At 70.4% G+C, this 24,546-nt stretch carries 23 protein-coding genes and 1 pseudogene; 12 read left to right on the top strand and 12 right to left on the bottom strand.

All coding sequences use genetic code 11. The features are described from left to right. Positions 1 to 6 precede the first annotated feature (6 nt). A complete protein-coding gene (gene lysS, locus ABZ845_RS03475) occupies positions 7 to 1,749 on the bottom strand; it encodes a lysine--tRNA ligase (RefSeq protein WP_360972514.1) in 1,743 nt (580 codons plus the stop codon). Positions 1,750 to 1,990: 241 nt separating this feature from the next. Here lysS and argS point away from each other — a divergent pair, with 241 nt between their 5' ends. The 3 genes and pseudogenes from argS (at position 1,991) to ABZ845_RS03490 (ending at position 4,831) form a co-directional block, all read left to right on the top strand. After that, on the top strand, positions 1,991 to 3,754 hold the full coding sequence (gene argS, locus ABZ845_RS03480; RefSeq protein ID WP_360973051.1) for an arginine--tRNA ligase: 1,764 nt from the start codon (positions 1,991 to 1,993) through the stop codon (positions 3,752 to 3,754). 103 nt (positions 3,755 to 3,857) lie between these two features. Then, positions 3,858 to 3,968 (top strand): annotated as a pseudogene (locus ABZ845_RS03485) (carboxymuconolactone decarboxylase family protein); the annotation flags it as partial. After that, entirely contained in the window at positions 3,965 to 4,831 is an 867-nt protein-coding gene (locus tag ABZ845_RS03490) for an RNA polymerase sigma-70 factor (protein ID WP_360972516.1), read from the top strand. The pseudogene ABZ845_RS03485 and the gene ABZ845_RS03490, both read left to right, overlap by 4 nt. A 2-nt stretch (positions 4,832 to 4,833) precedes the next feature. On the opposite strand, the gene ABZ845_RS03495 is transcribed toward ABZ845_RS03490, so the two are convergent. Continuing rightward, entirely contained in the window at positions 4,834 to 6,186 is a 1,353-nt protein-coding gene (locus ABZ845_RS03495; RefSeq protein ID WP_360972518.1) for a helix-turn-helix transcriptional regulator, read from the bottom strand. Between the two features lie 216 nt (positions 6,187 to 6,402). Here ABZ845_RS03495 and ABZ845_RS03500 point away from each other — a divergent pair, with 216 nt between their 5' ends. Next, the gene (locus ABZ845_RS03500; protein WP_360972520.1) at positions 6,403 to 7,134 is read left to right on the top strand and encodes a DUF4232 domain-containing protein; all 732 of its coding nucleotides are present in this window, start codon (positions 6,403 to 6,405) and stop codon (positions 7,132 to 7,134) included. Here ABZ845_RS03500 and ABZ845_RS03505 read toward each other — a convergent pair. After that, positions 7,124 to 7,552: an ATP-binding protein gene (locus ABZ845_RS03505; RefSeq protein WP_360972522.1), complete on the bottom strand. Its 429-nt coding sequence runs from the start codon at positions 7,550 to 7,552 to the stop codon at positions 7,124 to 7,126. The two genes, ABZ845_RS03500 and ABZ845_RS03505, sit on opposite strands and share 11 nt — an antisense overlap. 132 nt (positions 7,553 to 7,684) lie before the next feature. On the opposite strand from ABZ845_RS03505, the gene ABZ845_RS03510 reads away from it, so the two are divergent. Beyond that, positions 7,685 to 8,512, top strand: a complete 828-nt coding sequence (locus tag ABZ845_RS03510; protein ID WP_360972524.1) for a helix-turn-helix transcriptional regulator — start codon at positions 7,685 to 7,687, stop codon at positions 8,510 to 8,512. Next, positions 8,509 to 8,751, top strand: coding sequence for a DUF397 domain-containing protein (locus tag ABZ845_RS03515; protein ID WP_360972526.1), 243 nt, complete (start codon positions 8,509 to 8,511; stop codon positions 8,749 to 8,751). The genes ABZ845_RS03510 and ABZ845_RS03515 overlap by 4 nt, the downstream gene beginning before the upstream one ends. A gap of 102 nt (positions 8,752 to 8,853) precedes the next feature. Here ABZ845_RS03515 and ABZ845_RS03520 read toward each other — a convergent pair whose 3' ends face one another. From ABZ845_RS03520 to ABZ845_RS03535, 4 genes are all read right to left on the bottom strand, one after another. Then, the gene (locus ABZ845_RS03520) at positions 8,854 to 10,350 is read right to left on the bottom strand and encodes an IMP dehydrogenase (RefSeq protein WP_360972528.1); all 1,497 of its coding nucleotides are present in this window, start codon (positions 10,348 to 10,350) and stop codon (positions 8,854 to 8,856) included. A 248-nt stretch (positions 10,351 to 10,598) separates the two neighbouring features. Next, positions 10,599 to 11,876: a DUF2637 domain-containing protein gene (locus tag ABZ845_RS03525; RefSeq protein ID WP_360972530.1), complete on the bottom strand. Its 1,278-nt coding sequence runs from the start codon at positions 11,874 to 11,876 to the stop codon at positions 10,599 to 10,601. Between the two features lie 187 nt (positions 11,877 to 12,063). After that, positions 12,064 to 12,972 carry a DUF3558 domain-containing protein gene (locus ABZ845_RS03530; RefSeq protein WP_360972532.1) on the bottom strand — a complete coding sequence of 303 codons (909 nt, stop codon included), beginning with the start codon at positions 12,970 to 12,972 and terminating at the stop codon, positions 12,064 to 12,066. A gap of 125 nt (positions 12,973 to 13,097) precedes the next feature. Continuing rightward, positions 13,098 to 13,949, bottom strand: coding sequence for a DUF3558 domain-containing protein (locus tag ABZ845_RS03535; RefSeq protein WP_360973053.1), 852 nt, complete (start codon positions 13,947 to 13,949; stop codon positions 13,098 to 13,100). 212 nt (positions 13,950 to 14,161) lie between these two features. Between ABZ845_RS03535 and ABZ845_RS03540 the strand changes: the two genes are divergently transcribed. Further along, positions 14,162 to 15,355: an RtcB family protein gene (locus tag ABZ845_RS03540; RefSeq protein ID WP_360972534.1), complete on the top strand. Its 1,194-nt coding sequence runs from the start codon at positions 14,162 to 14,164 to the stop codon at positions 15,353 to 15,355. Positions 15,356 to 15,395: 40 nt separating this feature from the next. Here ABZ845_RS03540 and ABZ845_RS03545 read toward each other — a convergent pair whose 3' ends face one another. The 3 genes from ABZ845_RS03545 to ABZ845_RS03555 form a co-directional block, all read right to left on the bottom strand. Continuing rightward, positions 15,396 to 15,551, bottom strand: a complete 156-nt coding sequence (locus tag ABZ845_RS03545; protein ID WP_360972536.1) for a hypothetical protein — start codon at positions 15,549 to 15,551, stop codon at positions 15,396 to 15,398. Further along, positions 15,548 to 16,324: an SDR family NAD(P)-dependent oxidoreductase gene (locus ABZ845_RS03550; RefSeq protein ID WP_360972538.1), complete on the bottom strand. Its 777-nt coding sequence runs from the start codon at positions 16,322 to 16,324 to the stop codon at positions 15,548 to 15,550. The genes ABZ845_RS03545 and ABZ845_RS03550 overlap by 4 nt, the downstream gene beginning before the upstream one ends. A gap of 142 nt (positions 16,325 to 16,466) precedes the next feature. Continuing rightward, positions 16,467 to 16,802: a YnfA family protein gene (locus tag ABZ845_RS03555; RefSeq protein ID WP_360972540.1), complete on the bottom strand. Its 336-nt coding sequence runs from the start codon at positions 16,800 to 16,802 to the stop codon at positions 16,467 to 16,469. A gap of 109 nt (positions 16,803 to 16,911) precedes the next feature. Here ABZ845_RS03555 and ABZ845_RS03560 point away from each other — a divergent pair, with 109 nt between their 5' ends. Beyond that, on the top strand, positions 16,912 to 17,412 hold the full coding sequence (locus tag ABZ845_RS03560) for a hypothetical protein (RefSeq protein WP_360973055.1): 501 nt from the start codon (positions 16,912 to 16,914) through the stop codon (positions 17,410 to 17,412). Between the two features lie 30 nt (positions 17,413 to 17,442). Here ABZ845_RS03560 and ABZ845_RS03565 read toward each other — a convergent pair whose 3' ends face one another. Next, entirely contained in the window at positions 17,443 to 18,249 is an 807-nt protein-coding gene (locus ABZ845_RS03565; protein WP_360972542.1) for a helix-turn-helix domain-containing protein, read from the bottom strand. A gap of 132 nt (positions 18,250 to 18,381) precedes the next feature. Between ABZ845_RS03565 and ABZ845_RS03570 the strand changes: the two genes are divergently transcribed. The 4 genes from ABZ845_RS03570 to ABZ845_RS03585 all read left to right on the top strand — a co-directional run bounded on the left by ABZ845_RS03570 (position 18,382) and on the right by ABZ845_RS03585 (position 22,503). Next, positions 18,382 to 19,485 carry an LLM class flavin-dependent oxidoreductase gene (locus ABZ845_RS03570; RefSeq protein ID WP_360972544.1) on the top strand — a complete coding sequence of 368 codons (1,104 nt, stop codon included), beginning with the start codon at positions 18,382 to 18,384 and terminating at the stop codon, positions 19,483 to 19,485. Then, complete coding sequence (locus ABZ845_RS03575) at positions 19,482 to 20,117, top strand: FMN reductase (protein ID WP_360972546.1); 636 nt, start codon at positions 19,482 to 19,484, stop codon at positions 20,115 to 20,117. The genes ABZ845_RS03570 and ABZ845_RS03575 overlap by 4 nt, the downstream gene beginning before the upstream one ends. 125 nt (positions 20,118 to 20,242) lie before the next feature. Next, entirely contained in the window at positions 20,243 to 20,953 is a 711-nt protein-coding gene (locus tag ABZ845_RS03580) for a response regulator transcription factor (RefSeq protein WP_360972548.1), read from the top strand. 50 nt (positions 20,954 to 21,003) lie between these two features. Continuing rightward, entirely contained in the window at positions 21,004 to 22,503 is a 1,500-nt protein-coding gene (locus ABZ845_RS03585; RefSeq protein ID WP_360973057.1) for a HAMP domain-containing sensor histidine kinase, read from the top strand. 20 nt (positions 22,504 to 22,523) lie between these two features. Here ABZ845_RS03585 and ABZ845_RS03590 read toward each other — a convergent pair whose 3' ends face one another. Then, a complete protein-coding gene (locus tag ABZ845_RS03590; protein ID WP_360972550.1) occupies positions 22,524 to 24,500 on the bottom strand; it encodes an amino acid transporter in 1,977 nt (658 codons plus the stop codon). Between the last annotated feature and the right edge of the window lie 46 nt (positions 24,501 to 24,546).

Consider the following 24,546-nt stretch of genomic DNA (forward strand, 5'->3'; position numbering starts at 1 on the left):
CGCGGCCTACGCCCCCAGCAGCGTCCGCACCCGCTCCTGCCCCACCGCCAGGAGCAGCGTGGGCAGCCGCGGGCCGGTGTCACGGCCGACCAGCAGGTGGTACAGCAGCGCGAAGAACGTCCGCTGGGCCGTCTTGATCTCCGGCGGCAGCTCCTTCGGCGTCGCGTCGGCGGAGAACCCGGCCTGCACCTTCGGCACGCCGTAGACGAGGTGGCTGAGCCCGTCCAGCGACCAGTGCTCCGCCAGCCCGTCCAGCAGCAGCCGCAGCGAGCCCCGCGCCTGCTCGTCCAGGGACTTCAGCAGGTCCGCGTCCGGCTCCTCGCGCACAATGGTGCGCTGGTCGGCCGGCACCTGGGTGTTGATCCACGCCTCGGCCCTGTCGTACCGCGGCCGGGCCTCGTCCAGCGAGGCGAGCGGGTCGGCCGGGTCCAGCTCGGACAGGATGCGCAGCGCCTGGTCCTGGTGCCCGGCGGTGATGTCGGCGACGGACGCGAGCGTGCGGTACGGCAGCGGACGCGCGGTGGCGGGCAGCGGACCGGTGGCCGTGCCGGTCGCCCGCGTGTACGCGGCCACGTCACCCGGCAGCGCGGAGCCGTCCTCCACCTTCCCGGCCAGCTTGTCCCACTCGTCGTACAGCCGCTGGATCTCCTGGTCGAAGGCGATCTTGAACGACTGGTTGGGCTTGCGGCGGGCGTAGAGCCAGCGCAGGATCTGCGGCTCCATGATCTTCAGCGCGTCGCCCGGCGTCGGCACGCCGCCCTTGGACGACGACATCTTCGCCATGCCGCTGATGCCCACGAACGCGTACATGGGACCGATGGGCTGCTGCCCGCCGAAGATCCCGACGATCTGCCCGCCCACCTGGAAGCTGGAGCCGGGCGACGAGTGGTCGACACCGCTCGGCTCGAAGACCACGCCCTCGTATGCCCAGCGCATCGGCCAGTCGACCTTCCAGACCAGCTTGCCGCGGTTGAACTCGCTCAGCCGCACGGTCTCGGAGAAACCGCACACCGTGCACGTGTACGACAGCTCGGTGGTCTCGTCGTCGTACGCGGTGACGGTGGTGAAGTCCTTGCCGCACTCGCCGCAGTACGGCTTGTACGGGAAGTACCCGGCGGACCCGGAGCTGCCGTCGTCCTCGGCCGCGGCGCCCGAGCCCTCCGCCGCCTCCAGCTCCGCCTCGTCCAGGGGCTTCTGCTGCTGCTTCTTGGCGGCCTTGGGCTTGGTCCGGTACTGGGCCAGGATGGCGTCGATGTCGCCGCGGTGCTTCATCGCGTGCAGGATCTGCTCGCGGTAGACACCGGAGGTGTACTGCGCCGTCTGGCTGATGCCGTCGAACTCGACGCCGAGTTCGGCGAGCGCGGCGACCATGGCGGCCTTGAAGTGCTCGGCCCAGTTCGCGTACGAGGAGCCCTTCGGGGCCGGCACCGAGGTGAGCGGCTTGCCGATGTGCTCGGCCCAGGACTTGTCCACCCCGTCGACCCCTTCGGGCACCTTCCGGTACCGGTCGAAGTCGTCCCAGGAGATGAGATGGCGAACCTGGTGGCCCCGCCGCCGCACCTCGTCGGCGACGAGGTGCGGGGTCATGACCTCACGCAGGTTCCCCAGGTGGATGGGCCCGGAGGGCGAGAGCCCGGACGCGACGACGACCGGTTTGCCCGGGGCCCGACGCTCCGACTCCTCGATGACCTCATCCGCGAAACGGGAGACCCAGTCGGTGGTCTCGGTGCTCTGAGCCACGATCGGCACGTCCTTCTTCCCTCGAAGCTTTCCTCGAAGCAGCCGGTGCGGTCACACGGCTGACCGCACCATTCTCCCTGCCGCCCCCGCATCTACGAAAACCGCTTTTCAAACCCTTACCGTGATCATGTGACGGCCGGCCGGTCGGCCGGTGGCGCGCCACTCCGCCCGAGTGCGGAAAAACCGGTTTACCCCCCATGGGATACTGGCCGTGTCTATCCGTACGCACGAGGAGAACGGCATCCAACCCATGGCCTCGGTCCAGTCCCTCACCGCTTCCGTCCACCAGCGCCTCGCGAACGCCCTCTCGGCCACCCTGCCGGAGGCCGGCGCGGACCCGCTGCTGCGACGAAGCGACCGGGCCGACTACCAGGCCAACGGGATCCTGGCGCTCGCCAAGAAGGCGAAGGCGAACCCGCGCGAGCTCGCGACCCAGGTCGTGGAGCAGGTAGTCGCCGGTGACCTGATCAAGGACATCGAGGTCTCCGGGCCCGGCTTCCTCAACATCACGGTCACCGACCGGGCGATCACCGAGAACCTCGCCGCCCGCGCCGCCGACCCCGAGGGCCGCCTCGGCGTGCCGTTCGCGGAGCACGCGGGCACGACGGTCATCGACTACGCCCAGCCGAACGTGGCGAAGGAGATGCACGTCGGGCACCTGCGGTCCGCCGTCATCGGCGACTCGGTCGTCAAGCTGCTGGAGTTCACCGGCGAGACCGTCGTGCGCCGGCACCACATCGGCGACTGGGGCACGCAGTTCGGCATGCTCATCCAGTACCTGGACGAGCACCCGCACGAGCTGGACCACAAGGCCGGCCAGGTCAGCGGTGAGGAGGCGATGTCGAACCTCGACCGCCTCTACAAGGCCGCGCGCAAGCTGTTCGACTCCGACGAGGAGTTCAAGACGCGCGCCCGGCGCCGGGTGGTCGACCTCCAGGCCGGCGACCCGCACACCCTCGCCATGTGGCAGAAGTTCGTGGACGAGTCGAAGATCTACTTCTTCTCCGTCTTCGAGAAGCTGGACATGGAGGTCCGCGACCCCGACATCGTCGGCGAGTCGGGCTACAACGACATGCTCCAGGAGACCTGCCGCCTGCTGGAGGAGTCCGGCGTCGCGGTCCGCTCCGAGGGCGCCCTGTGCGTGTTCTTCGAGGACGTCAAGGGCCCGGACGGCAACCCGGTCCCGCTGATCGTGCAGAAGTCCGACGGCGGCTTCGGCTACGCGGCGACCGACCTGTCCGCGATCCGCGACCGCGTCTTCAACCTCAAGGCGACCTCGATCGTCTACGTCGTGGACGCCCGCCAGGCCCTCCACTTCAAGATGGTCTTCGAGACCGCGCGGCGGGCAGGCTGGCTGAACGAGGACGTCAAGGCGTTCCAGCTCGCCTTCGGCACGGTCCTCGGCAAGGACGGCAAGCCGTTCAAGACCCGTGAGGGCGAGACGGTCCGGCTGGTCGACCTCCTGGACGAGGCGATCGACCGCGCCTCCGCCGTCGTACGGGAGAAGGCGCAGGACCTGTCCGAGCAGGAGATCGCCGAGCGCGGTGGTCAGGTGGGCATCGGCGCGGTGAAGTACGCGGACCTGTCGACGTCGGCGAGCCGCGACTACAAGTTCGACCTGGACCAGATGGTTTCGCTGAACGGCGACACCTCGGTCTACCTCCAGTACGCCTACGCCCGTATCCAGTCGATCCTGCGCAAGGCCGGCGAGGTACGCCCCGCCGCCCACCCCGAGCTGCCGCTTGCCGACGCCGAGCGCGCCCTGGGCCTGCACGTGGACCAGTTCGCGGAGACCGTGGCGGAGGCGGCGCGGGAGTACGCCCCGCACAAGCTGGCGTCGTACCTGTACCAGCTGGCGTCGCTCTTCACGTCGTTCTACGACAAGTGCCCGGTGATCAAGCCGGCGCCGCCGAAGGACGTCGCGGAGAACCGTCTGTTCCTGTCCGACGTCACGGCCCGCACCCTCCACGAGGGCATGGCCCTGCTGGGCATCAGGACGCCTGAGCGGCTCTGATCCCCTACGACACGACATGCGGCCGCCCGCACCGGGGACCCGGTGCGGGCGGCCACATGTCACATTCCGGCGGGCCGCCCTGTCTCCAGGGCATGCCGAGCGTGAACTCACCGCGATGGTCGCCGTGGAGAACCTGCGCTCCCGGATGAACAGCCCCTTCGGCCTGACCGGCCAGGGGTTCTCGGACCGCTGCGCGGTAACGTCACACGCGTGACCGCACTTGAGCTCTTCGAGGAACACCGACCGGTGATGTTCGGCATCGCCTACCGGATGCTGGGCAGCGTCGCGGACGCCGAGGACATCCTCCAGGACGCCTGGCTCAAGTGGAGCGCCGTCGACGTCGAGTCGGTCACTCACCCCCGCGCGTACCTCTGCCGGACCGTCACCAACCTCTCGATCAACCGCACGCGGTCGGCCGCCGTCCAGCGCGAGTCGTACGTCGGCCCGTGGCTGCCGGAGCCGCTGGTGACCGCGCCGGACGCCGGCGGCGGGATCGAGCAGGCGGAGGCGATCTCACTGGCGATGCTGGTGGTGCTGGAGACGCTGTCGCCGCTGGAGCGGGCGGTGTTCATCCTCAAGGAGGTGTTCGGCTTCGGGTATCCCGAGATCGCCGGGATGCTGGAGCGCACCGAGGCGTCGGTGCGCCAGGTCGGCAGCCGGGCCCGCGCCCATGTGCGGGACCGGCGGCCCCGCTACGACGCGCCCGACGAGGTACGGCGCAGGGTCACCGCAGAGTTCCATGCGGCGTGCCTCGGTGGTGACCTCAACCGGGTGATGGCCATGCTCGCCCCCGACGTGACCGCGTGGACCGACGGCGGCGGAAAGATCCGTGCCGCGCTCCGCCCGATCGCCGGCGCCGACAAGGTCGCCCGCTGGCTCCTCGGGGTCCTCTCCACCCCGGTCCCGGATCCCGGCGTGCGCGAGGTGCTGGTCAACGGGCGCCCGGGGTTTCTCTTCACCTCGGGCACCCGTCCCGACTCGGTGGCCTGCGTGGAGGTCGCGGAGGACGGCACCATCAGCGCCATCCGGCTGATCCGCAACCCCGACAAGCTGACCCACGTCAGGCTCACCGGCTGACGTCAGCGGTTCTCGCTCGCGTGGTCGATCCACTCGTTGCCGCCGAGCGGGAAGTCGTAGCTCGGGCGTCCCGCGTTGCCGCTCGTCCGGAACGGCTCGCCGTGGTCGTCGATCCGCACGGTGCCGTGCCGTGCGCCGCTCGACCAGTTCAGTTCGAGGTACCAGCTCACGTCGTGCGCGGCGGTGTCGGCACGGATGTGGAAGACCTCCGGGTCGGTCTCGCTCACCTTGAACGGGAAGTCGCGCTGCCCCCCGGCGGGCGCCACGGCGGGACGGCCCGCGTCCAGGTCGACGTTGAACGCCTCGTCGGGCACGCCACCGCCGCAGCCGTCGCCCATGCCGTAGTCGTTCCAGGCCAGCGGCGCGTTCGACGAGACCACCCGGACCTGGAGGTCTTCCAGGACCACGGTGTCCTTGCCGGTGCCCTGCACCGCGAGCGCGACGTACTGCTCCCCCGACGACACCGCGCCGAACGCCGACACCCAGCCCGGCGCGTCCTGTTCGGCGGGCGGCGGTGACACCCGCTGTGCGGGACGGTCGATCAGGTAGTGCTGGCTGCACGGGCCTTCCCAGGCGTACGGGCGGGTGTTGACCGTCAGGGGCACGGCGGCGACCGAGCCGGCGGGACCGGTGGCCGTCGCGCCCGTGCTCGGGGAGTCGTCTCCCGGCCCGGGACTGCGCATCCCTCCGGCTTGCTTGCCCGTGCCGGTGGCCTTGGCGGGCCCTGACGGCGAGCGGGCACCCGAGCCCGCCGCCCCGCCCCCGTGCGCGGCCGTCCCCACGGCCGAGGACTCCCTCGTGGGGTCTCCCGCGGGGTGCCCTCCGAACCCGACGGAGGACTGCCAGGCCAGTACGACCGCACCCAGGCCTGCGAACGCGGCGGCGGAGACGAGCACCGAGGGGCGGCGCAGGCGTCGGCGGGCGACGGGCGGCTCGGGAGCGAGGGGCTCGGGAGCGTCGGGCTTGGGCTCTTCGGGCTCGGGTTCCGAGAGGACTGCGGCCTTCGAAGCTTCCGGAATGCCAGGGCCTTCCGGCTGGGGTTCGGGCTGGGGCCGGGGTTCGGGCGCCGCCTCCCGTACGGCAGCGGTCCCCTTGCCCTTCCTCTCCCGCACCGCGTCGGCCAGCACCCAGCGGCGGTGCAGCTCGACCAGTTCCTCGGGCGACGCCTTGCAGAGCCGGGCCAGCCGTTCCACGGGCGCGTAGTCCGTCGGTACGACGTCCCCGTTGCAGTACCGGTGGAGCGTCGACGTGCTCATGTGCAGCCGCTTGGCCAGCACCCCGTAACTCAGCCCGGAACGGTCCTTCAGTTCCCGCAGCAACTGCCCGAACTCGTCCGAAGCATCCACCCCCGACACCCTTCCTCCCCTCCCCGTGTCCCGGCCCGGCGTCCCAGGGACACATCGTTCTCCCAGCTCAGAGCCGTCGCAGGCGTTCCATCGTCCCTGTCTGGCCGCCGGTGCTGGCGGCTGGGACGGATCGCCCCGCAAGCTCCTTGCCATCCAAGCACGCCGCCCCCACTCACTGACCAGGCGGCTCGCACCCACCCACCGCACGAACGGGGAGTTCGCACCATGAGCACCATCCGCACCGCCCGCGCCGCCACCCGCACCGCACTGCTCGCCACCGCCGCGCTCGCCGCCCTGACCCTGACGGCGTGCGAGGACGGCACCGGCACGAAGGACGAGGGCAAGGCGTCGGCATCCGCCTCGCAGAGCGCCTCCGGGCAGGGCTCCGGAACCGCCACTCCCGGTACGAACTCCGCGTCCCAGGCCGGGGGCTCCACCAAGGGCACCGGCACCAGGACCGGCAAGGGCTCCTCCGGCTCCAGCTCCGGCACCTCCGCCTCCGGCAAGGGCAAGGGTTCGACGTCATCGGACCCGGTCATCTGCAACGGCGCCAACACCAAGGTCACCGCGCAGCTGGTGTCCCGCCCCGTCAACCACATGCTGCTCACCGTCAAGAACACCGGCTCCAAGCCGTGCGACCTGACCTACTTCCCCTACCTGCGCTTCGACGAGATGCAGTGGGCCCCGGGTGCGTTCCAGGAGAGCATGCCCCAGTCCGTCACCACCCTCGAGCCCGGCGCCTCCGGGTACGCGGGCGTGCGCCTCTCCGCCCCCGACGGCAGCGGAGAGAACGGAACCACGGGCCACAAGCTGACCGTCATCTTCCAGGGACGCACTCCGCGCAGCGACGCGGGCGCCACGGCCAGCGTGGCCCTGCCGGCCAAGGGCGTGTACTACGACAGCAAGCTGACCTCGACGTACTGGCAGTCGAGCGCCACCGACGCCCTCAACTGGTGAGGCCCCGGTGTGGTGCGAAGGCGAACTCGCACCACACCACCTTGCCGAGTTCGCGCTCGCCGACACCCCATTTGTCGGCGAGCGCGGACACCAGCAGCAGCCCGCGCCCGCGCTCGTTCTCGTCGGCCTGATCGGCGACGCGCGGGGTGCCGGGCCCGCTGTCGTGCACCTCCACGCGCAGCACCCTGCCGTCGTACCGCAGGAACACCCTGAACTGCCGCCCCGGCGGCACCCCGTGCAGCAGCGCGTTGGTCGCCAGCTCGCTGACGCACAGCAGGACGTCGTCGCCGCGCTCGGCTTCAGCGAGCCCCCAGCCGGTCAGGGTCTCGCGGGCGAACAGCCGCGCGGCGGGAACGGAACGGCGCTCGCGCAGGAAGAACCTCTCGCGGAGGGGTGGGAGGTGGGTTGTCTCGATCACGAGTCGAGTGTCGCCAAGAGTGATTACAGTGAGGCAGTGAGTGATCCCGTACATGGATTTTGTACGGGTTCCCCAGGTTCTGTACGGGCTCCCAGAGCGTTTCGCTCGGGCGACATGGGGAGTTGAGCCGGCATGACACCGAGGAAGCCGCCGGGGAAGAAGAACTCCTCGGCCATGAGGATGCTGGGTCGCCAACTCGGCAGGGCGCGACGGGCGGCGGGCCTGACCCAACGGGAACTCGGCAGGCTGGTCGGGGCCGAAGAGGAGACTGTCGCGTCGTACGAACAGGGCCGGAGGAACATCCCCCTGGACGTGGCCGCCTCGATGGACGAGGTCCTGGACACCAAGGGGATGCTGACGGCCGGGGTGGAGGAACTGCCGGAGATCGATCTGTTTCCCGTGTACGCGGAGGAGTACATCGGTCAGGAACGCGAGGCCATCGCTCTCTCCCTGTACGCCAACCAGGCTCTGCCTGGCCTACTGCAGAACGAGTCGTACGCGCGTGCCGTCCTGCGAGAGCGGGTTCCGGCGTACAACGAGGATGAGATCGAGGCAAAGACAGCCGCCCGCGTAGGCCGCAAGGAAATTCTGCACGTCGAGGTGCCGCCAACGGTCAGCTTTGTGATCTGGGAACCGGTGCTGCACCTCGAGATCGGGGGCTCGGAGGTGCACCGCGAACAACTGCGTCATCTTCGCGAGTACGCCGACCTACCGCACCTGTCCGTGCAGTTCCTGCCACTCGACAGCCAATCTCACGCAGGGCTGGACGGCCCCTTCGTGCTCCTGGAAACACCGGACCACCAGCACCTGGCCTACGTCGAAGGTCAGCGTGGTAGCCAGTGGGTCTCCGACCCAGACGAGGTGTCCATCCTGGCGCGCAAACATGCGATGCTGCGGGCACAGGCGCTTACCCCTCAGTACTCAAAGCGCCTGCTCGACGGTCTGCTAGGAGATTCATGAACACCGAAGCCCTTCAGTGGTTCAAGTCGAGCTACAGCGGTAGCGAAGGCGGCGAATGCCTCGAAGTCGCCTACACCTGGCGCAAGTCCAGCTACAGCGGCAGCGAGGGCGGCCAGTGCGTCGAGGTCGCCACCTGCCCCCACACCGTCGCCATCCGCGACTCCAAGAGCCCGAGGGGCCCCATCCTCCAGGTGGAGCCCGCCACTTGGGAGTCCTTCACGGCGTACGCCACCCGCTGAGGCTCGGCTCAGACTCAGGTGCAGTTCCCGTCGGGGACGGTGTCCAGCGCGAGAGGACCCCGCACGTTGCCGTACGGGGTCCTCTCGTCGCGTGGCCCTCGCCTACGCGAAGGTCGCCGGGGCGTCCCGCAGCGTGACGTTGGCGTGGCTCTCCTGGAAGCTCTGGTCCGAAACGAGGGTCAGCCGGGCCGTGGACTGGAACTCCGGCAGGGTCGTGGAGCCGCAGGAGACCATCGTGGTCTTGAGCTTGGCGACGGTCAGGGCGAGCCCTTCGTTGAGGTCGCCCGCGTAGGGGACGTAGCCGTCCACGCCCTCCTCGAAGACCAGCTCCTGGCCGCCCTGGCCGTAGCGCTGCCAGTTGCGGGCCCGGTTCGAGCCCTCACCCCAGTACTCCTTCACAAAGCCGTCGCGGGTGGGCAGCTTCGCGCCGGCCGCCTGGTCGAAGCGCGCGAAGTAGCGCCCCATCATGACGAAGTCGGCTCCCATCGCCAGCGCCAGGGCCACGTGGTAGTCGTGCACCAGCCCGCCGTCGGAGCAGATCGGCACGTACTCACCGGTGCGTTCCCGGAAGGCGTCCCGGGCTGCCGCGACGTCCAGAACGGCGCTGGCCTGGCCGCGGCCGATGCCCTTCTGGTCCCGGGTGATGCAGATGGAGCCGCCGCCCACCCCGACCTTGACGAAGTCCGCCCCCGCCTCGGCGAGGAAGGTGAACGCTTCGCCGTCGACCACGTTGCCGCCGCCGACCGGGATCTCCGGGTGGTGCTTCTTCACCCAGGTCAGAGCCTGCGCCTGCCAGTCGCTGTAGCCGTCGGACGAGTCGAAGCACAGCGCGTCCACGCCCGCTTCCAGCAGGGCGGGGACGCGCTCTTGATAGTCGTGGGTGTTGATACCCGCGCCCACGCGCAGACGCTTGGCGGCGTTCACGAGCTGGTTCGGGAAGCGCTTGTTGTCCGAGTAGTCGGAACGGAACACCAGATGCTGAAGGCGGCCCTCGGTGTCCAGTACCGGCAGGCAGTCCAGCCGTTCGTCCCAGAGCCGCGCGTTGGCCTCGGAAAGCGTGATGTCGGGCCCGGCGTGGGCCAGGTCGGCGACAGCGGTCATCCGGCCGCTGACCGGTCCGTCCAGGCCATGGCGCTGGGGGTGGAAGTCCCGGGAGGTCACCAGGCCGAGCAGGCGGCCGGTGGCGGTCCCGTCATGGGTGACCGCGGCGGTGCTGTGACCGGTGCGGCGCATGACGTCGGCCAGGAGGCTCAGGCTGTCGTCGGGACGGACGTTGGTGTCGCTGGTGACGAATCCGGCCTTGAAGTTCTTCACCTGGCGGACCGCCGCGGCCTGGTCCTGGATCGGCTGGTTGTGGTGCAGGAAGCTGAGACCACCGTTGCGCGCGAGCGCGATCGCGAGATCGGGTGTGCTGACGGCCTGCATGATCGCGGATGTGAACGGGGACTGCAGCTCGATCGCCGACGCCTCGCCCGCGATGTGCCGCACCAGGGGTGTGCGCAGGTCAACGGTCGCGGCAGAGCAGTCGGTCCGAGTCCGGTTCGGCAGGAGCAGAAACTCGTTGAACGTCCGTGAGACCTCGGCGATGATCTGTGCCACTCGTTCCTCCTGACCCGTCGGCCGGGCCCGACTGCCCCGCCGTGAGGATCGCCCCCCGTGTCCCGGGGCCTGGGCAGGCAGGGATCAGCACGCCGGCCGTGGCGGTGCCACCGACCGCGGCGGAGCCCTGACCGGCCCGTGGATCGAACGGGGTGCGGTCGTGACACGGCACCTTATCGATCAACTCGGCCGCGGCACGAATCGTGGCTCTCACCGGCAGCCGGCAGCCCGGGTGGTCGCTCCGGGCACTATGCGATGTGGTCTTCCATCAGCTCACTGTTGAGGCGCGCGCTGAACTGCTCCATGTACTGGTTCAGCTCCCGGGACTGGAGGCGCAGTCCCGAGGCGGCCTCGACGTTCGCGGCGAAGGCGCCGGGCGTGGGCATGCCCTCGCCCTCGATCGAGTGCCGGAAGACCTGGTACAGCTCCTCGTCCGAGGGCATCGTCTCCTGCACGCCCTCGCCGAGGGGGCGCATCCCGCCGGCCCCGTTCGGCACCTGGAACTGCGGCTCCTGTTCCTGGGGCTGGGCCTGGGCCTGGGCCTGGGCCGGCTGAGGGTCGGGTTCCGGCGAGCGGGGCCCCGGTACGGGGATGTGCTGCGGCTGCCCGTCGTACCAGGACTGGTGCTGCTGCTCCGGTTCGAACGTGGGCGGCTCGAAGGCGGGGTCGTATCCGCCCCGGTACTGCACATTCTGCGGTGTGGTGAACCACTGGCTCTGCGCCTCTTCGGCGGTGAGGGCCGGCTGCGCGGGCTGGGTGGCCTGGATGGGCTGGGCGGGCTGGGTGGTCCTGGACTCCAGCTCGGGTGCTGCGGGCGCGGCCGGGATCAGCTGCGGCTCGATGCCCGCCGCGGCGAGGCCCGCGGGGGCCGTTTCCGCCAGGGGGACGCCGTAGCGCGCGAGGCGCAGCGGCATCAGGGACTCCACCGGAGCCTTGCGGCGCCAGGCGCGCCCGAAACGGGAACGCAGCCGGGCCTGGTAGACGAGGCGTTCCTGCTCCAGCTTGATCACCTGGTCGTAGGAGCGCAGCTCCCACAGCTTCATACGGCGCCAGAGCAGGAATGTGGGCACGGGGGAGAGCAGCCAGCGCGTCATGCGCACGCCCTCCATGTGCTTGTCCGCCGTGATGTCCGCGATCCGGCCGATCGCGTGCCTGGCCGCCTCGACCGCGACCACGAACAGCACCGGGATCACCGCGTGCATGCCCACGCCCAGCGGGTCCGGCCAGGCCGCCGCGCCGTTGAACGCGATCGTCGCCGCCGTGAGCACCCACGCGGTCTGGCGCAGGAGGGGGAAGGGTATACGGATCCAGGTCAGCAGCAGGTCGAGCGCGAGCAGGACACAGATGCCCGCGTCGATGCCGATCGGGAAGACATAGCTGAAGTCGCCGAAGCCCTTCTTGAAGGCCAGGGCGCGGACGGCGGCGTAGGAACCGGTGAAGCCGATTCCGGCGATGACGACGGCACCGGTGACGACCACGCCTATGAGAACGCGGTGCATCCGAGTCAACTGCAGTGGCGCGGCCACCTGCACTCCCCTCCCATTGCGTGTTGTTGCGCGCAACAGGGTGGCACACCCCCGCGGCGCGCGGGTGGCCGGTGCGGGCAGAGCCCGGTCCGCGAGGGGACCGGGCCCGGGTGACTGCCCAGGTGGCGGCACGGATAACGGATCGGCCACATCCGTTTGCCTGTCCGGTTTCCCGGACCCGCTCCGGTCAGTTCGTCTTGCCGGCCGAAGCCGAGGCGGATGGCGACGCGCCCTTCGCGGAGCCCTTCGAGGCGCTCGGGTTCGCGGACGGGGACTTCGACGCCCCCTGCGACGGAGCGGTGCTCGCGCCGCCGCGGTTCGCCGCCGTCACCGCGGACACGGCCTCCTTGGTGGCCTTCACCGCAGCCTCGGCGAGGTCGTCGGCGTCCGGCGCCTTGTCGCCGGCCAGGCCCGCGCCGTTGTAGTCGAGGGTGATGACGACGTTCTCCACGCGCGCCACGATCGTCTGCTGCTTGAAGGTGCCTTCCTTCTTCTGCAGGTCGTAGCGCACCGTCGTCGCCTGGTCGCCCACTCCGGTGGCAGGCTGCGCCTTGGTGTTCTTCGCGCCGGCCGTTGACTGGGCGTCCTTGACCTGACTCGTGAAGTACTCCTGCGCCCGCTCGTTGCCGTCGCCGCGTGTGGCGTCCGAGTCGAAGCGCAGCAGGGATATGTTCAGCCAGCGGAACTGGGAGCCCTTGACGCCGTTGTTCTGCAGGCTGGTCCACGAGCAGCTGGCACGCTTCGACGGTTCGTCCGTGGAACCCTTCTTGCCGGACTTGGCGCCGTTCGGCACGAGATCGCCCAAGGTCTTGCCGGACAGCGCGGAGCAGGAGTCGGGAAGCTTCGCATACGCGGCAGGCTTCACCGTGGGCGCTGACGAGGTGCTCTTCGAGGGCTGCGCCTCGGAGCTCTGCTGCTTGGCGTCGCCGCCCGAGGTCGAACCGGAGTCCGAGGAGGAGCAGCCGGCGGCGACGAGCACGGCCGGAACGGCCGCCGCGCAGACGAGGAGGCGGCGAAGGCGGGAGCCCCGGCGGCCCGGCTGGCGCTCGCCCTGATCGTGGTGATCTCGCTGGTCTCGCTGTGCAGGTCGGTGCATGGTTCCTTCACTCAATGACGCTCGTGGATCGTGCGGTCGGATCGGGTCCGAGGGGCCACGGTACGCGGTGGGGACGCATGCGGTGCGCGATTCGGTTCCCCGGCCGGCACCGGCCAGGGGGCCCGTCAGCCGAGCGAACCGTCCAGCTGCTCAGCCAGTTTTCGGGCCTTGTCCTGCATCTCCTTGCTGTCCGGGGCGGTCGCGGTGGTGGCCGGCTGCTCGTCGTACTGGATGGTCACGATCACATTGGACGTGCGGAACACCACAGTCACGGTGCGCTGCTGGGCGGTGCTCAGCTGGTCGTCGAGGAACGCCTCGTCGCCGAGGTCGTCCAGCGCCCGCGGCAGGAGATCCGCCGGGGTCCCGGAGACGGAGGCGCCCGTGGACGGTGTCGCGGGCGTGGAGGACGCGGAGGCGGTCGAGGACGGGGACGGGGGCGGGGCCGAGGGCGGGGAGGCGGACCCGGACGGGGAGGCGTTGGTGTCCGCCGTGCCGCTGCCGCCCGGGGCACCGGAACTCGCGCCGGCGTCGGGGATGTTCGCGGCCTTCTCCTTGGCCGCGTACACCTCTTGGGCGCGGTCGTCGTCGGAGACCGTGTTGTCGTACGACACCACGCGCTCGAAGTCGACGGACAGATGGTCCGTGGCGCTGGCCGACTCGGCCTTCCAGCGGCAGGCGGACCGGCGGTCGTTGTTGTACGTGGGCACGGCGTCGCCCTCGTAGGCCCGCTCGCGCTGCTCCTCGTCCGCTGTCTGCTTGATGCCCGGCAGAAGCGAGTCGAGGGTGTCGTGCTTCACCGCGTCGCAGGCGTCGGAGAGGCTGCGGTACTTGCCGGGCTGGGCCGCCGGAGCGCTCGCGGTGGAGCCCTCGGCCTTGCCGGAGTCCTGCGTCGCGCCGCCGCCGGAACCGCCGGTGCAGGCGGCCAGCAGGGCGGTGAGGAGCGCGACGGCGCCCGGTACGTACGCCTTCCGCTGCACAGTGAGGCTCCTCTCGACGGTTCTGCGGGTGTGTCTGCCGGTCATCGGGGGTGTGTCCGCTGGTTAATCGGTTGCCGCCCGGGGCGGACCCCTGGAGACAATGTGTATCGCACGCACTGCCGTGGATGCCGGTCCGTCGTCCGTTACGTCGACCTCTGCTCCGGTTTTTGCGATATCAGACTTTTGATAGTTGTCGGGGGAATGAGGGTGAAATGTCGTACGTAGAGGTGTCGGGGGCGAAGGTTCCGATCCGCATGTGGACGGATCCGGGGACGATCGAGGACGCCGCGATGCGGCAGTTGCACAACGTGGCGACGCTCCCGTGGATCAAGGGCCTCGCGGTCATGCCGGACGTCCACTACGGCAAGGGGGCCACGGTCGGCTCGGTCATCGCCATGCGGGGCGCGGTGTGCCCCGCGGCGGTGGGCGTGGACATCGGCTGCGGCATGTCCGCGGTGCGCACCTCGCTCACGGCGAACGACCTGCCGGGTGATCTGTCGCGGCTGCGCTCCAAGATCGAGCAGGCCATCCCGGTCGGCCGGGGGATGCACGACGACCCGGTCGACCCCGGCGGGTTCCACGGGCTGGCCACGTCCGGCTGGGACGACTTCTGGGGCCGGTTCGACGGGGTGGCCGAGGCGGTCAAGTTCCGTGCGGAGCGCGCCACCAAGCAGATGGGCACGCTCGGTTCGGGCAACCACTTCATCGAGGTCTGCACGGACACGACCGGCGCCGTGTGGCTGATGCTCCACTCCGGGTCCCGCAACATCGGCAAGGAACTCGCCGAGCACCACATCGGCGTGGCCCAGAAGCTCCCGCACAACCAGGGCCTGGTCGACCGCGACCTCGCCGTCTTCGTGGCGGACACCCCGCAGATGGCGGCGTACCGCAACGACCTGTACTGGGCGCAGGAGTACGCGAAGCACAACCGCACGCTGATGATGGCGCTCCTGAAGGACGTGATCCGCAAGGAGTTCAAGAAGGCGAAGCCGACCTTCGAGCCGGAGATCTCCTGCCACCACAACTATGTGGCGGAGGAGCGGTACGAGGGCATGGACCTGCTGGTGACCCGCAAGGGCGCGATCCGCGCGGGCTCCGGCGAGTACGGGATCATCCCGGGCTCCATGGGCACGGGCTCGTACATCGTGAAGGGTCTGGGCAACGAGAAGTCGTTCAACTCGGCGTCGCACGGCGCGGGCCGGCGCATGAGCCGCAACGCGGCGAAGCGCCGTTTCACGGCGAAGGACCTGGAGGACCAGACGCGGGGCGTGGAGTGCCGCAAGGACTCCGGCGTGGTGGACGAGATCCCCGGCGCGTACAAGCCGATCGAGCAGGTCATCGAGCAGCAGCGCGATCTCGTGGAGGTCGTGGCGCAGCTCAAGCAGGTCGTCTGCGTGAAGGGCTGACATTCGCCGTCCCCCGGGGCGACCCGGGGGACGGCGAATGCTACTTCGCGTGTCGCACGGCGTAGATCATCACGAACGCCACGATGTGGATGCCGAACAGGAAGTACCCGAGGACGTACCAGACGTAGCGTTCGCGCTTCTTCTCCAGGGCCAGACGGTCCCGCTCCGCCGTGTCCCCGGTGGTCTCGGTGCTCACAGGTCCCGGTGGACCTTCGTGTTCGACGCCTGCGCCCGCGGGCGGACCACCATGAGGTCGACGTTGACATGGCTGGGGCGGGTGACCGCCCAGGTGATCGTGTCCGCGACGTCGTCGGCCGTCAGCGGCTCGGCGATGCCCGCGTACACCTTCGCCGCCTTCTCCTTGTCGCCGCCGAAGCGGGTCAGCGCGAACTCCTCCGTCTTCACCAGGCCGGGGGCTATCTCGATCACCCGGACCGGGGTGCCCACGATCTCCAGCCGGAGGGTCTCGGCGAGGATGTGCTCGCCGTGCTTGGCGGCCACATAACCGGCGCCGCCCTCGTAGGTGCCGTGACCGGCCGTGGAGGAGACGATCACCACCGTGCCGTCGCCGCTCGACGTCAGGGCGGGGAGCAGGGCCTGGGTGACGTTCAGGGTGCCCAGGACGTTCGTCTCGTACATCCGGCGCCAGTCCTGGGGGTCACCGGTGGCGACCGGGTCGGCGCCGAGCGCGCCGCCCGCGTTGTTCACCAGGACGCCGATGGTCCGGAACGCCGAGGCGAACTCGTCGACCGCCGCGCGGTCCGTGACGTCCAGCGCGTACGCCGTCGCCGAGTGCCCGGCCGCGGTCAGCTCCTCCTCCAGCGCCTCGATACGGTCCTTGCGGCGGGCGGTGAGGACGACGCGGTAGCCCGCCTCGGCGAGTTGCCGGGCCGTCGCGGCGCCGATGCCGCTGCTCGCGCCGGTGACGACGGCGATGCGGGAGGCGGTGGAGGGGGCGGCGGCAGTCATGGGCGACTCCTCGGACGGCGGGCTCGTACTGCGGTCGTACGGCCGTATGTATGGTCATACGGTCGTTCTATGGACCTCTGATCAGCATAGGTGGCGGGGGCGCGGAGCGGCGGGTGCACCCGGGTTCCCCGGCCGGAGGCGGTCAGTGGCCGCGCGGTACCCACATGATCAGGGCCACCCCGACGAGGCAGACCGCCGCGCCGGTCACATCCCAGCGGTCCGGGCGGTAGCCGTCCGCGACCATGCCCCAGGCCAGCGAGCCGGCCACGAAGATGCCTCCGTACGCGGCGAGGATGCGGCCGAAGTGCGCGTCCGGCTGGAGGGTGGCGACGAAGCCGTAGGCGCCGAGCGCGATGATGCCCGCGCCGATCCACACCCAGCCGCGGTGTTCGCGCACCCCCTGCCATACGAGCCAGGCGCCGCCGATCTCGAACAGGGCGGCGACGACGAAGAGGGCGATGGAGCGCAGGACCAGCATGCGGTCACCTTCGCACGCGGTCACCTGCCCGGCGGCGCCTGCCCTGCCGGTCGCGTGGCATACATGCGGTGAGGTCAGGTCGGATGCGGAGGAAGTGACGGCAGTGGCGATGAGGAAGTGGACGTCCGGCCCGGTGGGCGTGGCCGTGGCGGCGGCGGGGGTGGTGGCGGGGGCGGTGGCGGCCGGCCCCGCCGCGCCGGCCGTGGCCGTCGGCGGCGGGACCGGGCTCGCGCTCGCCTACCACGGGTATGTGGACATGGGGCGCGGCGAGGTCAACGTACGGCTCACCCCGTGGAACAACGCGGCCGTGCCCGTCGCGGACGCCACGGTACGGCTGCGCTGGTCCACACCGCTGGACGGCGAACAGCGGCTGCCGGCCGGCTGTCAGCGATACAGCACCACGAGCGTGGTGCTGTGCCGCACCGGCGCGATCGCCGCGCACGGCAGGGGCGCGGAGATCCATGTGCGGGTGCGCCTCGCCGACGCGACGGCCGAGGAGGTGGCCATGGAGATCGACTCCCTGGCGGCCGGCGACCCGGCCGACCGCGACCCGGGCAGTGACCGACAGCAGGTGATGGTCCTGGAGACCGGGGACCGGTACTCCTTCTGAGGCCCTCCGCCCGTACCGCCGCCGCGCCCCTCAGGGGGCGCGGTGCTGGACATAGGCCGCCGGAGGCACCCCGACCGTGGCGGTGAAGTCCCTGACCAGGTGGGCCTGGTCCGCGTAGCCGAGGTCCGCCGCCAGGCCCGCCCAGTCCACCGCCCGCTCGGTCTGCGCGCGCTCCAGCGCCTCATGGATGCGGTAGCGCAGGATGACCCACTTCGGGCCGACGCCCACGTACGCCGCGAAGAGGCGCTGCATGACCCGTACCGACATGCCCTCCGACCGGGCGAACTCGGCGACGCGGCGGATGGAGCGGTCCGTGCGGATGCGGTCGACCAGGGCCGTCGCCAGGTCTGCCTCCGGGTCCGGACGCGGGCCGAGGCCCAGCAGGAACGCGTCCAGGGCGGCCACGCGGTCGTGCTCGTCGCCGGGGGAGAGGACCGCGTCGAGCTCGGCCTCGGGGAACACCTCGTGCAGAGGGACGCGGCGGCCCGTCCAGTCCGCCACCGGGTGCGCGGGAGCGAAGGGGCGGAAGCCGCCCGGGCGGAACTGGATCCCGCACACCCGGCCCCTGCCCTCCAGCTTCTGCGTGAACAGGTCCAGGCCGATGCCCGCCAGCTCGGCGAAGGGCGGATGGTCGCCGTAGCGCTGGAAGACGATGTTCACCGACGGGTGTGGGACGACGTGGCTCGCGTACGGCTCCGGCAGGTCCCAGTCGATCAGCCAGTAGTGCTCCAGATACGGGCGCAGGGGCGCGGCCGGGGTGTGGCGGCGGAAAGCGACGCGCGAGAAGAGCTCCGCTGCGTCGACGATGCCTCGTGTGTCACGGCGAGGGGCGGCCATGCCGGGATCGTACGGGCGGGTGCCGACAACGGGCGGTGTCATCGGGCGTGGACCGGGTCCGGAATAACGCGAAGGGCGGTGCGGTTCAGGGGTGTAGTTGAATCATCAACCATCTAGAGGGTGTGAGCGGACATGCAGTTCGGGATCTTCAGCGTCGGAGACGTCACCATGGACCCGACCACGGGACGGACGCCGACCGAGCGCGAGCGGATCAAGGCCATGGTCGCCATCGCGCTGAAGGCCGAGGAGGTCGGCCTCGACGTCTTCGCGACCGGCGAGCACCACAACCCGCCGTTCGTGCCCTCCTCGCCGACCACGATGCTCGGCTACATAGCGGCGAAGACGCAGAAGCTGGTCCTCTCCACCTCCACCACGCTCATCACCACCAATGACCCGGTGAAGATCGCCGAGGACTATGCGATGCTGCAGCAGCTCGCGGACGGCCGGGTCGACCTGATGATGGGGCGCGGCAACACCGGCCCGGTCTACCCCTGGTTCGGGCAGGACATCCGCCAGGGCATCAACCTGGCAGTCGAGAACTACGCCCTGCTGCACCGGCTGTGGCGCGAGGACGTGGTGAACTGGAAGGGCCGTTTCCGGGGCCCGCTCCAGGGCTTCACCTCCACGCCGCGCCCGCTGGACGACGTGCCGCCGTTCGTCTGGCACGGCTCCATCCGCTCCCCGGAGATCGCCGAGCAGGCCGCGTACTACGGCGACGGCTTCTTCCACAACAACATCTTCTGGCCCGCCGATCACACCAAGGCCATGGTCGAGCTGTACCGCGAGCGTTACGCGCACTACGGGCACGGCACCCCGGAGCAGGCGATCGTGGGCCTCGGCGGACAGGTGTTCATGCGCAAGAACTCTCAGGACGCGGTGCGCGAGTTCCGGCCCTACTTCGACAACGCGCCGGTGTACGGGCACGGGCCGTCCCTCGAGGACTTCACCGACCAGACCCCGCTGACGGTGGGCTCCCCGCAACAGGTGATCGAGAGGACGCTGGGCTTCCGCGAGTACGCGGGCGACTACCAGCGCCAGCTGTTCCTGATGGACCACGCGGGGCTGCCGCTGAAGACCGTGCTTGAGCAGCTCGACATGCTCGGCGAGCAGGTCGTGCCGGTGCTGCGCGAGGAGTTCGCGAAGGGCCGCCCGGCGAACGTGCCGGACGCGCCGACGCACCAGTCGCTGCTGGCCGCCAAGAGCTCTTCGGGCTCGTCCGAGGAGGTGGCCGCATGAAGCTCGTCGTCGTCTCGGCGGGGCTGAGCGTCCCGTCCTCCACGCGGCTGCTGGCCGACCGGCTGGCCGCCGCCGCGGCGGAGCGTGCCGCCGTCGACATCAGGGTGGTCGAGCTGCGCGACCTCGCCGTGGAGATCGCGCACAACTTCACCAACGGCTTCCCCGGGCGTGCCCTGGGCGAGGCGCTGGACGCGGTGACGCGGGCGGACGGGCTGATCGTCGTGACACCGGTGTTCTCCGCGTCGTACAGCGGGTTGTTCAAGTCCTTCTTCGACGTGCTCGACAACGACGCGCTGGAGGGCAAGCCGGTACTGATCGCGGCGACCGGCGGCACCGCCCGCCACTCGCTGGTCCTGGACCACGCCCTGCGGCCGCTGTTCTCCTACCTGCGGGCCGTCGTCGTCCCCACCGGCGTGTACGCGGCCTCCGAGGACTGGGGAGCCGAGGGGCTGCCCGAGCGGATCGAACGGGCGGCGCAGGAACTGGTACGGCTGATGGGGGCGGCGCCGCCCCCTCCGGCGGGGGAGCCCGCTCCGGAGGAGAGCGGCACGCACGGCTTCCGGGTGGTGCCGTTCGAACAGCAACTGGCAGCGGTGACGCTCCGCCCGGGGCGCGGAGCCACTGGTGTGTGACGCAGTCGACACGGTCTCCTCGCAGGTAAGCCGCCCCGCGCCCCGCGGTGAGATACGGGTAAGAAGCGAGCCCGCTGCCTGATCCACTTGGTGGTGCATCGCCGTGGCCTTGGCAGACTGGTGTGGTGACCCAGACAGTGCTGCTCGCCGAGGACGACCGCGCCATCCGTCATGCCCTGGAGCGCGCGCTGACGCTGGAGGGTTACGAGGTGAATGCGGTGGCCGACGGGGTGGAAGCCCTCGCACAGGCCCATCGCACCCAGCCTGACGTGCTCGTTCTCGATGTGATGATGCCCGGTATCGACGGCCTCCAGGTCTGCCGTGTGCTGCGCGCCGAGGGCGACCGCACCCCGATCCTGATGCTCACCGCCCTGGTGGAGACCGCAGACCGGATCGCGGGCCTGGACGCGGGCGCCGACGACTACGTCGTGAAGCCGTTCGACGTCGAAGAGGTGTTCGCCCGACTGCGGGCCTTGCTGCGGCGCACCAACGGCGCTCCCGCGGACGAACCCAAGGAGGAGGAGAAGATCCCCACCGGGCAGGTGTCCGTCGCCGGGCTGCGCATGGATGTGCAGGCACGACGCGCCTGGCGGGGCGAGCGCGAGCTCGAACTGACCCGGACCGAGTTCGATCTGCTGGAGCTGCTCGCCCGGAACGCCGGCATCGTCCTCGACCACGCCACCATCTACGACCGCATCTGGGGCTACGACTTCGGCCCCGGGTCCAAGAACCTCGCCGTCTACGTCGGCTACCTGCGACGCAAGCTCGATGAGCCGGACGCCCCCGCGCTCATCCACACGGTGCGTGGCGTGGGGTACGTACTGAGGGAGGACTAGTGCCTCCACCATCATCCCCGGACGCCCGCGACACCGGCCCTGGACCCTGGATGCGCCTGTGGCGGCGTCTGCCGCGCGGGCTGCGGGCCAGGCTGCGGCTGCGGGCCCGGCTGCGGCAGGTGTCGTCGCTGCGGACCACCTTCACCGTGTCGTTCGCGGCCGTGGCCGCCGGCGTCACCGTCCTGGTCGGCTTTCTGAGCTACGACGCCGCCGCCCGCCTCGTACGGGTGGACCAGCAGACCGTCTTCGCGCAGGTCGTCGCCGATCTGCGCGACCAGGTCGGCCAGAAGCAGCTGATGCCGGACGACTTCGCCATCTCCGACAGGGACCACGACACGCCGCGTGACGACATCATCAGGCCCGCTCGCACGGTCGTGCAGGTGCTCGGCCCGGGCGGCTCGGTCGTGGACCACTCCAACCCGGCGCTGCCCGTCGTCCGCGACGACATGCGGATCGCAGAGTCCGCCAAGGCGGGCAAGCTGGTCGAACACAGCAGCGTCAACGTGGACGGGGACGTCTACCGGGTCGCGACCGTCGCGCTCGGCCACGGCCAGGGCGCGGTGCAGGTCGCCCAGGAGCTGAGCAGCACGGAGGACCTGCTGCGCAGCCTGCAGCAGCGGACGGCCCTGCTGATGGGCGCGGTGGTGATCGCGGCCGGTCTGTTCGGCTGGTGGCTCGCGCGGCGCATCACCGGGCGGCTGGTGCGGCTGGCCGGGGCCGCCGAGGACGTGGCGCGCACCCGGCGCCTCGGCATCCAGGTGCCGGTCACCGGGAACGACGAGGTGGCCCGGCTGGGCCGTTCCTTCGACCATATGCTCGGGCGCCTGGCCCAGTCCGAGGAGGACCAGCGGCGCCTGGTCCAGGACGCCGGGCACGAGCTCCGCACACCCCTGACCTCCCTGCGGACCAACATCTCCCTGCTGCGCCGGATCGACGAGCTGCCGCCGGCCACCCGTGAGGAGCTGGTCGCCGACCTGGCGCTGGAGTCCCGCGAGCTGACCGACCTGGTCAACGAGCTGGTGGACCTGGCGGCCGGGCAGTCCGACACGGAACCCGTACAGCGGCTGTCGCTCGCCGGCCTCGCGGAGGAGGCGGCGACGATCGTCCGCCGCCGCACCGGACGCGACATCGTCGTCCGGACCACGGGTGACACGACGGTCGACGGACGGACCACGAGCCTGCAGCGCGCGGTGTCGAACCTGCTGGAGAACGCGGCGAAGTTCGACCGCGGCGGCGAGGCACCGATCGAGATCGTCGTCACGGGTCCCCAGCACCCGCCCCAGCTGGAGGACTCCGACGCGCCGGAGAGCGGGCCGCCGCTGGGCAGCGTGCGCGTGGAGGTCCTCGACCGCGGGCCCGGCATCGAGGAGACCGACCTCCTGCGCGTCTTCGACCGCTTCTACCGTGCGGCGGACGCGCGCAGCCTGCCCGGTTCGGGCCTCGGCCTCTCGATCGTGCAGGACGTGGCGACCTCGCACGGCGGAGCCGCGTTCGCCTCCCGGCGCGAGGGCGGCGGAGCGATCCTCGGCTTCACGGTGGGCGGGACGTAGACCGAGTCCGCTGAAGGGATTCAGCCGACGTGGACGCGGGGCCGGCGCCCCCGGTCCGGTTCCGCCTCGCGCAGTACCTCTCGTGTCACGGGGGCCACCTCGCCCTGGCCGAAGAGGAAGAAGCGCAGGAAGTTGGTGAAGGGGCTGCCCTCGGTCCATTCGAAGTAGATGTGCGGGATGCAGCCCGTCTCGTCGCGCACGTACAGCATGAACGCGGCCAGGGCGTTCGGGATCGAGGCCGACTCCAGGGTGAGGACGCGGTAGCGGTCGTGGAGCACCTCGCCCCGTACCGTGAGGCAGCTCTCGAACTCGGAGGGGTCGCCGATGGTGACCTCCACGAAGACCAGGTCGTCCTGGGGGGTGAGGTCGTTGTCCGCCCGTATCTGCTCGATCTTGGCGCGGTACTCGGCGGCGTCCCTGTTGTCGGGCTCGTTGGCGATGAACCGGATACGGCGGCTGGCGATGTCGCGGACGAACCGTTCGGCCATGGTGTCGAGGGACACGCTGGTGACACGGGGTTCGAACGCACGGACGAGTCGGGAGAAGAGCGAGACGAGGATGATTCCGGCGATGAAGCAGGCGCCGATCTTGACGCCGTCGGGGCGTTCGATGACGTTGACGACGGTGGTGTAGAGGAAGACGGCGGAGATGACGGCGAAGGCGATCGTCCATTTGCGCTGTCCGGCCTTGCGGGCGGCGATGGTCACGGCGATGGCGGCGGAGCTGATGAGGACGAGGACGCCGGTGGCGTAGGCGCCGCCCTGGGCGTCGACGTTCGCGTCGAAGATCCAGGTGACGAGGAAGGCGATCAGGGTGAAGACGATGACCATGGGTCGTACGGCGCGGGCCCAGTGGGGTGCCATGCCGTAGCGGGGCAGGTAGCGGGGCATCAGGTTGAGCAGGCCGGCCATGGCGGAGGCGCCCGCGAACCACAGGATCGCGATGGTCGAGACGTCGTAGACGGTGCCGAAGGCGCCGCCCAGGTACTGGTGCGCGAGGTAGGCCAGGGCGCGGCCGTTGGCCGGCCCGCCCGGCTGGAACTCCTTCTCCGGGATCAGCAGCGTGGTGATGAAGCTGGTGGTGATCAGGAAGCCGCTCATGATGACGGCGGCCGTGGTCAGCAGCTTCTTCGTGTCCCGGATTCGGCCGGTGGGCCGCTCCTCGGTGTCGCCGGGGTCGCCCTGCACATGCGGCATGACCGCGACACCCGTCTCGAAACCGGACAGGCCGAGCGCCAGCTTCGGGAACACGATCAGCGCCACGCCGACCATGACGAGGACATTGCCGTGCTCGGCGGTCAGCGCGCTGCCCCAGTCGGTGATCACGTGCTCGGCGGTGGCCACATGCCACAGGCCGACCGCGACCACGACGACGTTGAGCGCCAGGTAGATGCCGACCAGGGCGAAGGCGACGCCGATGGCCTCAAGGAAGCCCTTGAGGAAGACCGCGCCGAGCAGGGCCACCAGGAAGAGGGTGATGGCCATCTGGTGGCCCTGGAGGGTGCTGGTGAGGTGGGGGTTCTCGACCAGGTGGGTGGAGGCGTCGGCGGCGGAGAGGGTGATGGTGATCAGGAAGTCGGTGGCGGCGAAGCCGAGCAGGGTGAGGACGAAGAGCTTGCCCTGCCAGAAGGACAGCAGCCGCTCCAGCATCGCGATCGAGCCCTCGCCGTGGGGGCTCTCCTCGGCGACGCGCCGGTAGACGGGCAGGGCGCCGGCGAGGGTGACGATCACCAGCACGATGGTGGCGACGGGAGAGAGCAGCCCGGCGGCGAGGGCAGCGATGCCTGGCTGGTAGCCGAGGGTGGAGAAGTAGTCGACGCCGGTCAGGCACATCACCCGCCACCAGCGCTGCCCTTGATGCCCGGTCCCGGTCCCCTCCCTGCCTTCGTCGTGGCCAGGGTGCTGATCGCCATGGTGGGCGTCCTTGGCCATGTCGGACAGCCCCTCCAGCATCCACGCCCGCAATCGGCCCGGGCGGTTGTGCTCCGAAGCGGCCATCGGCGTGCTCTCCCGGCATACGGCGCTGCGCACGGCTGTGGTCAAT

It is taken from the genome of Streptomyces sp. NPDC047022 (genome assembly GCF_040644155.1).
In the GTDB taxonomy this organism is placed as follows: Bacteria; Actinomycetota; Actinomycetes; order Streptomycetales; family Streptomycetaceae; genus Streptomyces.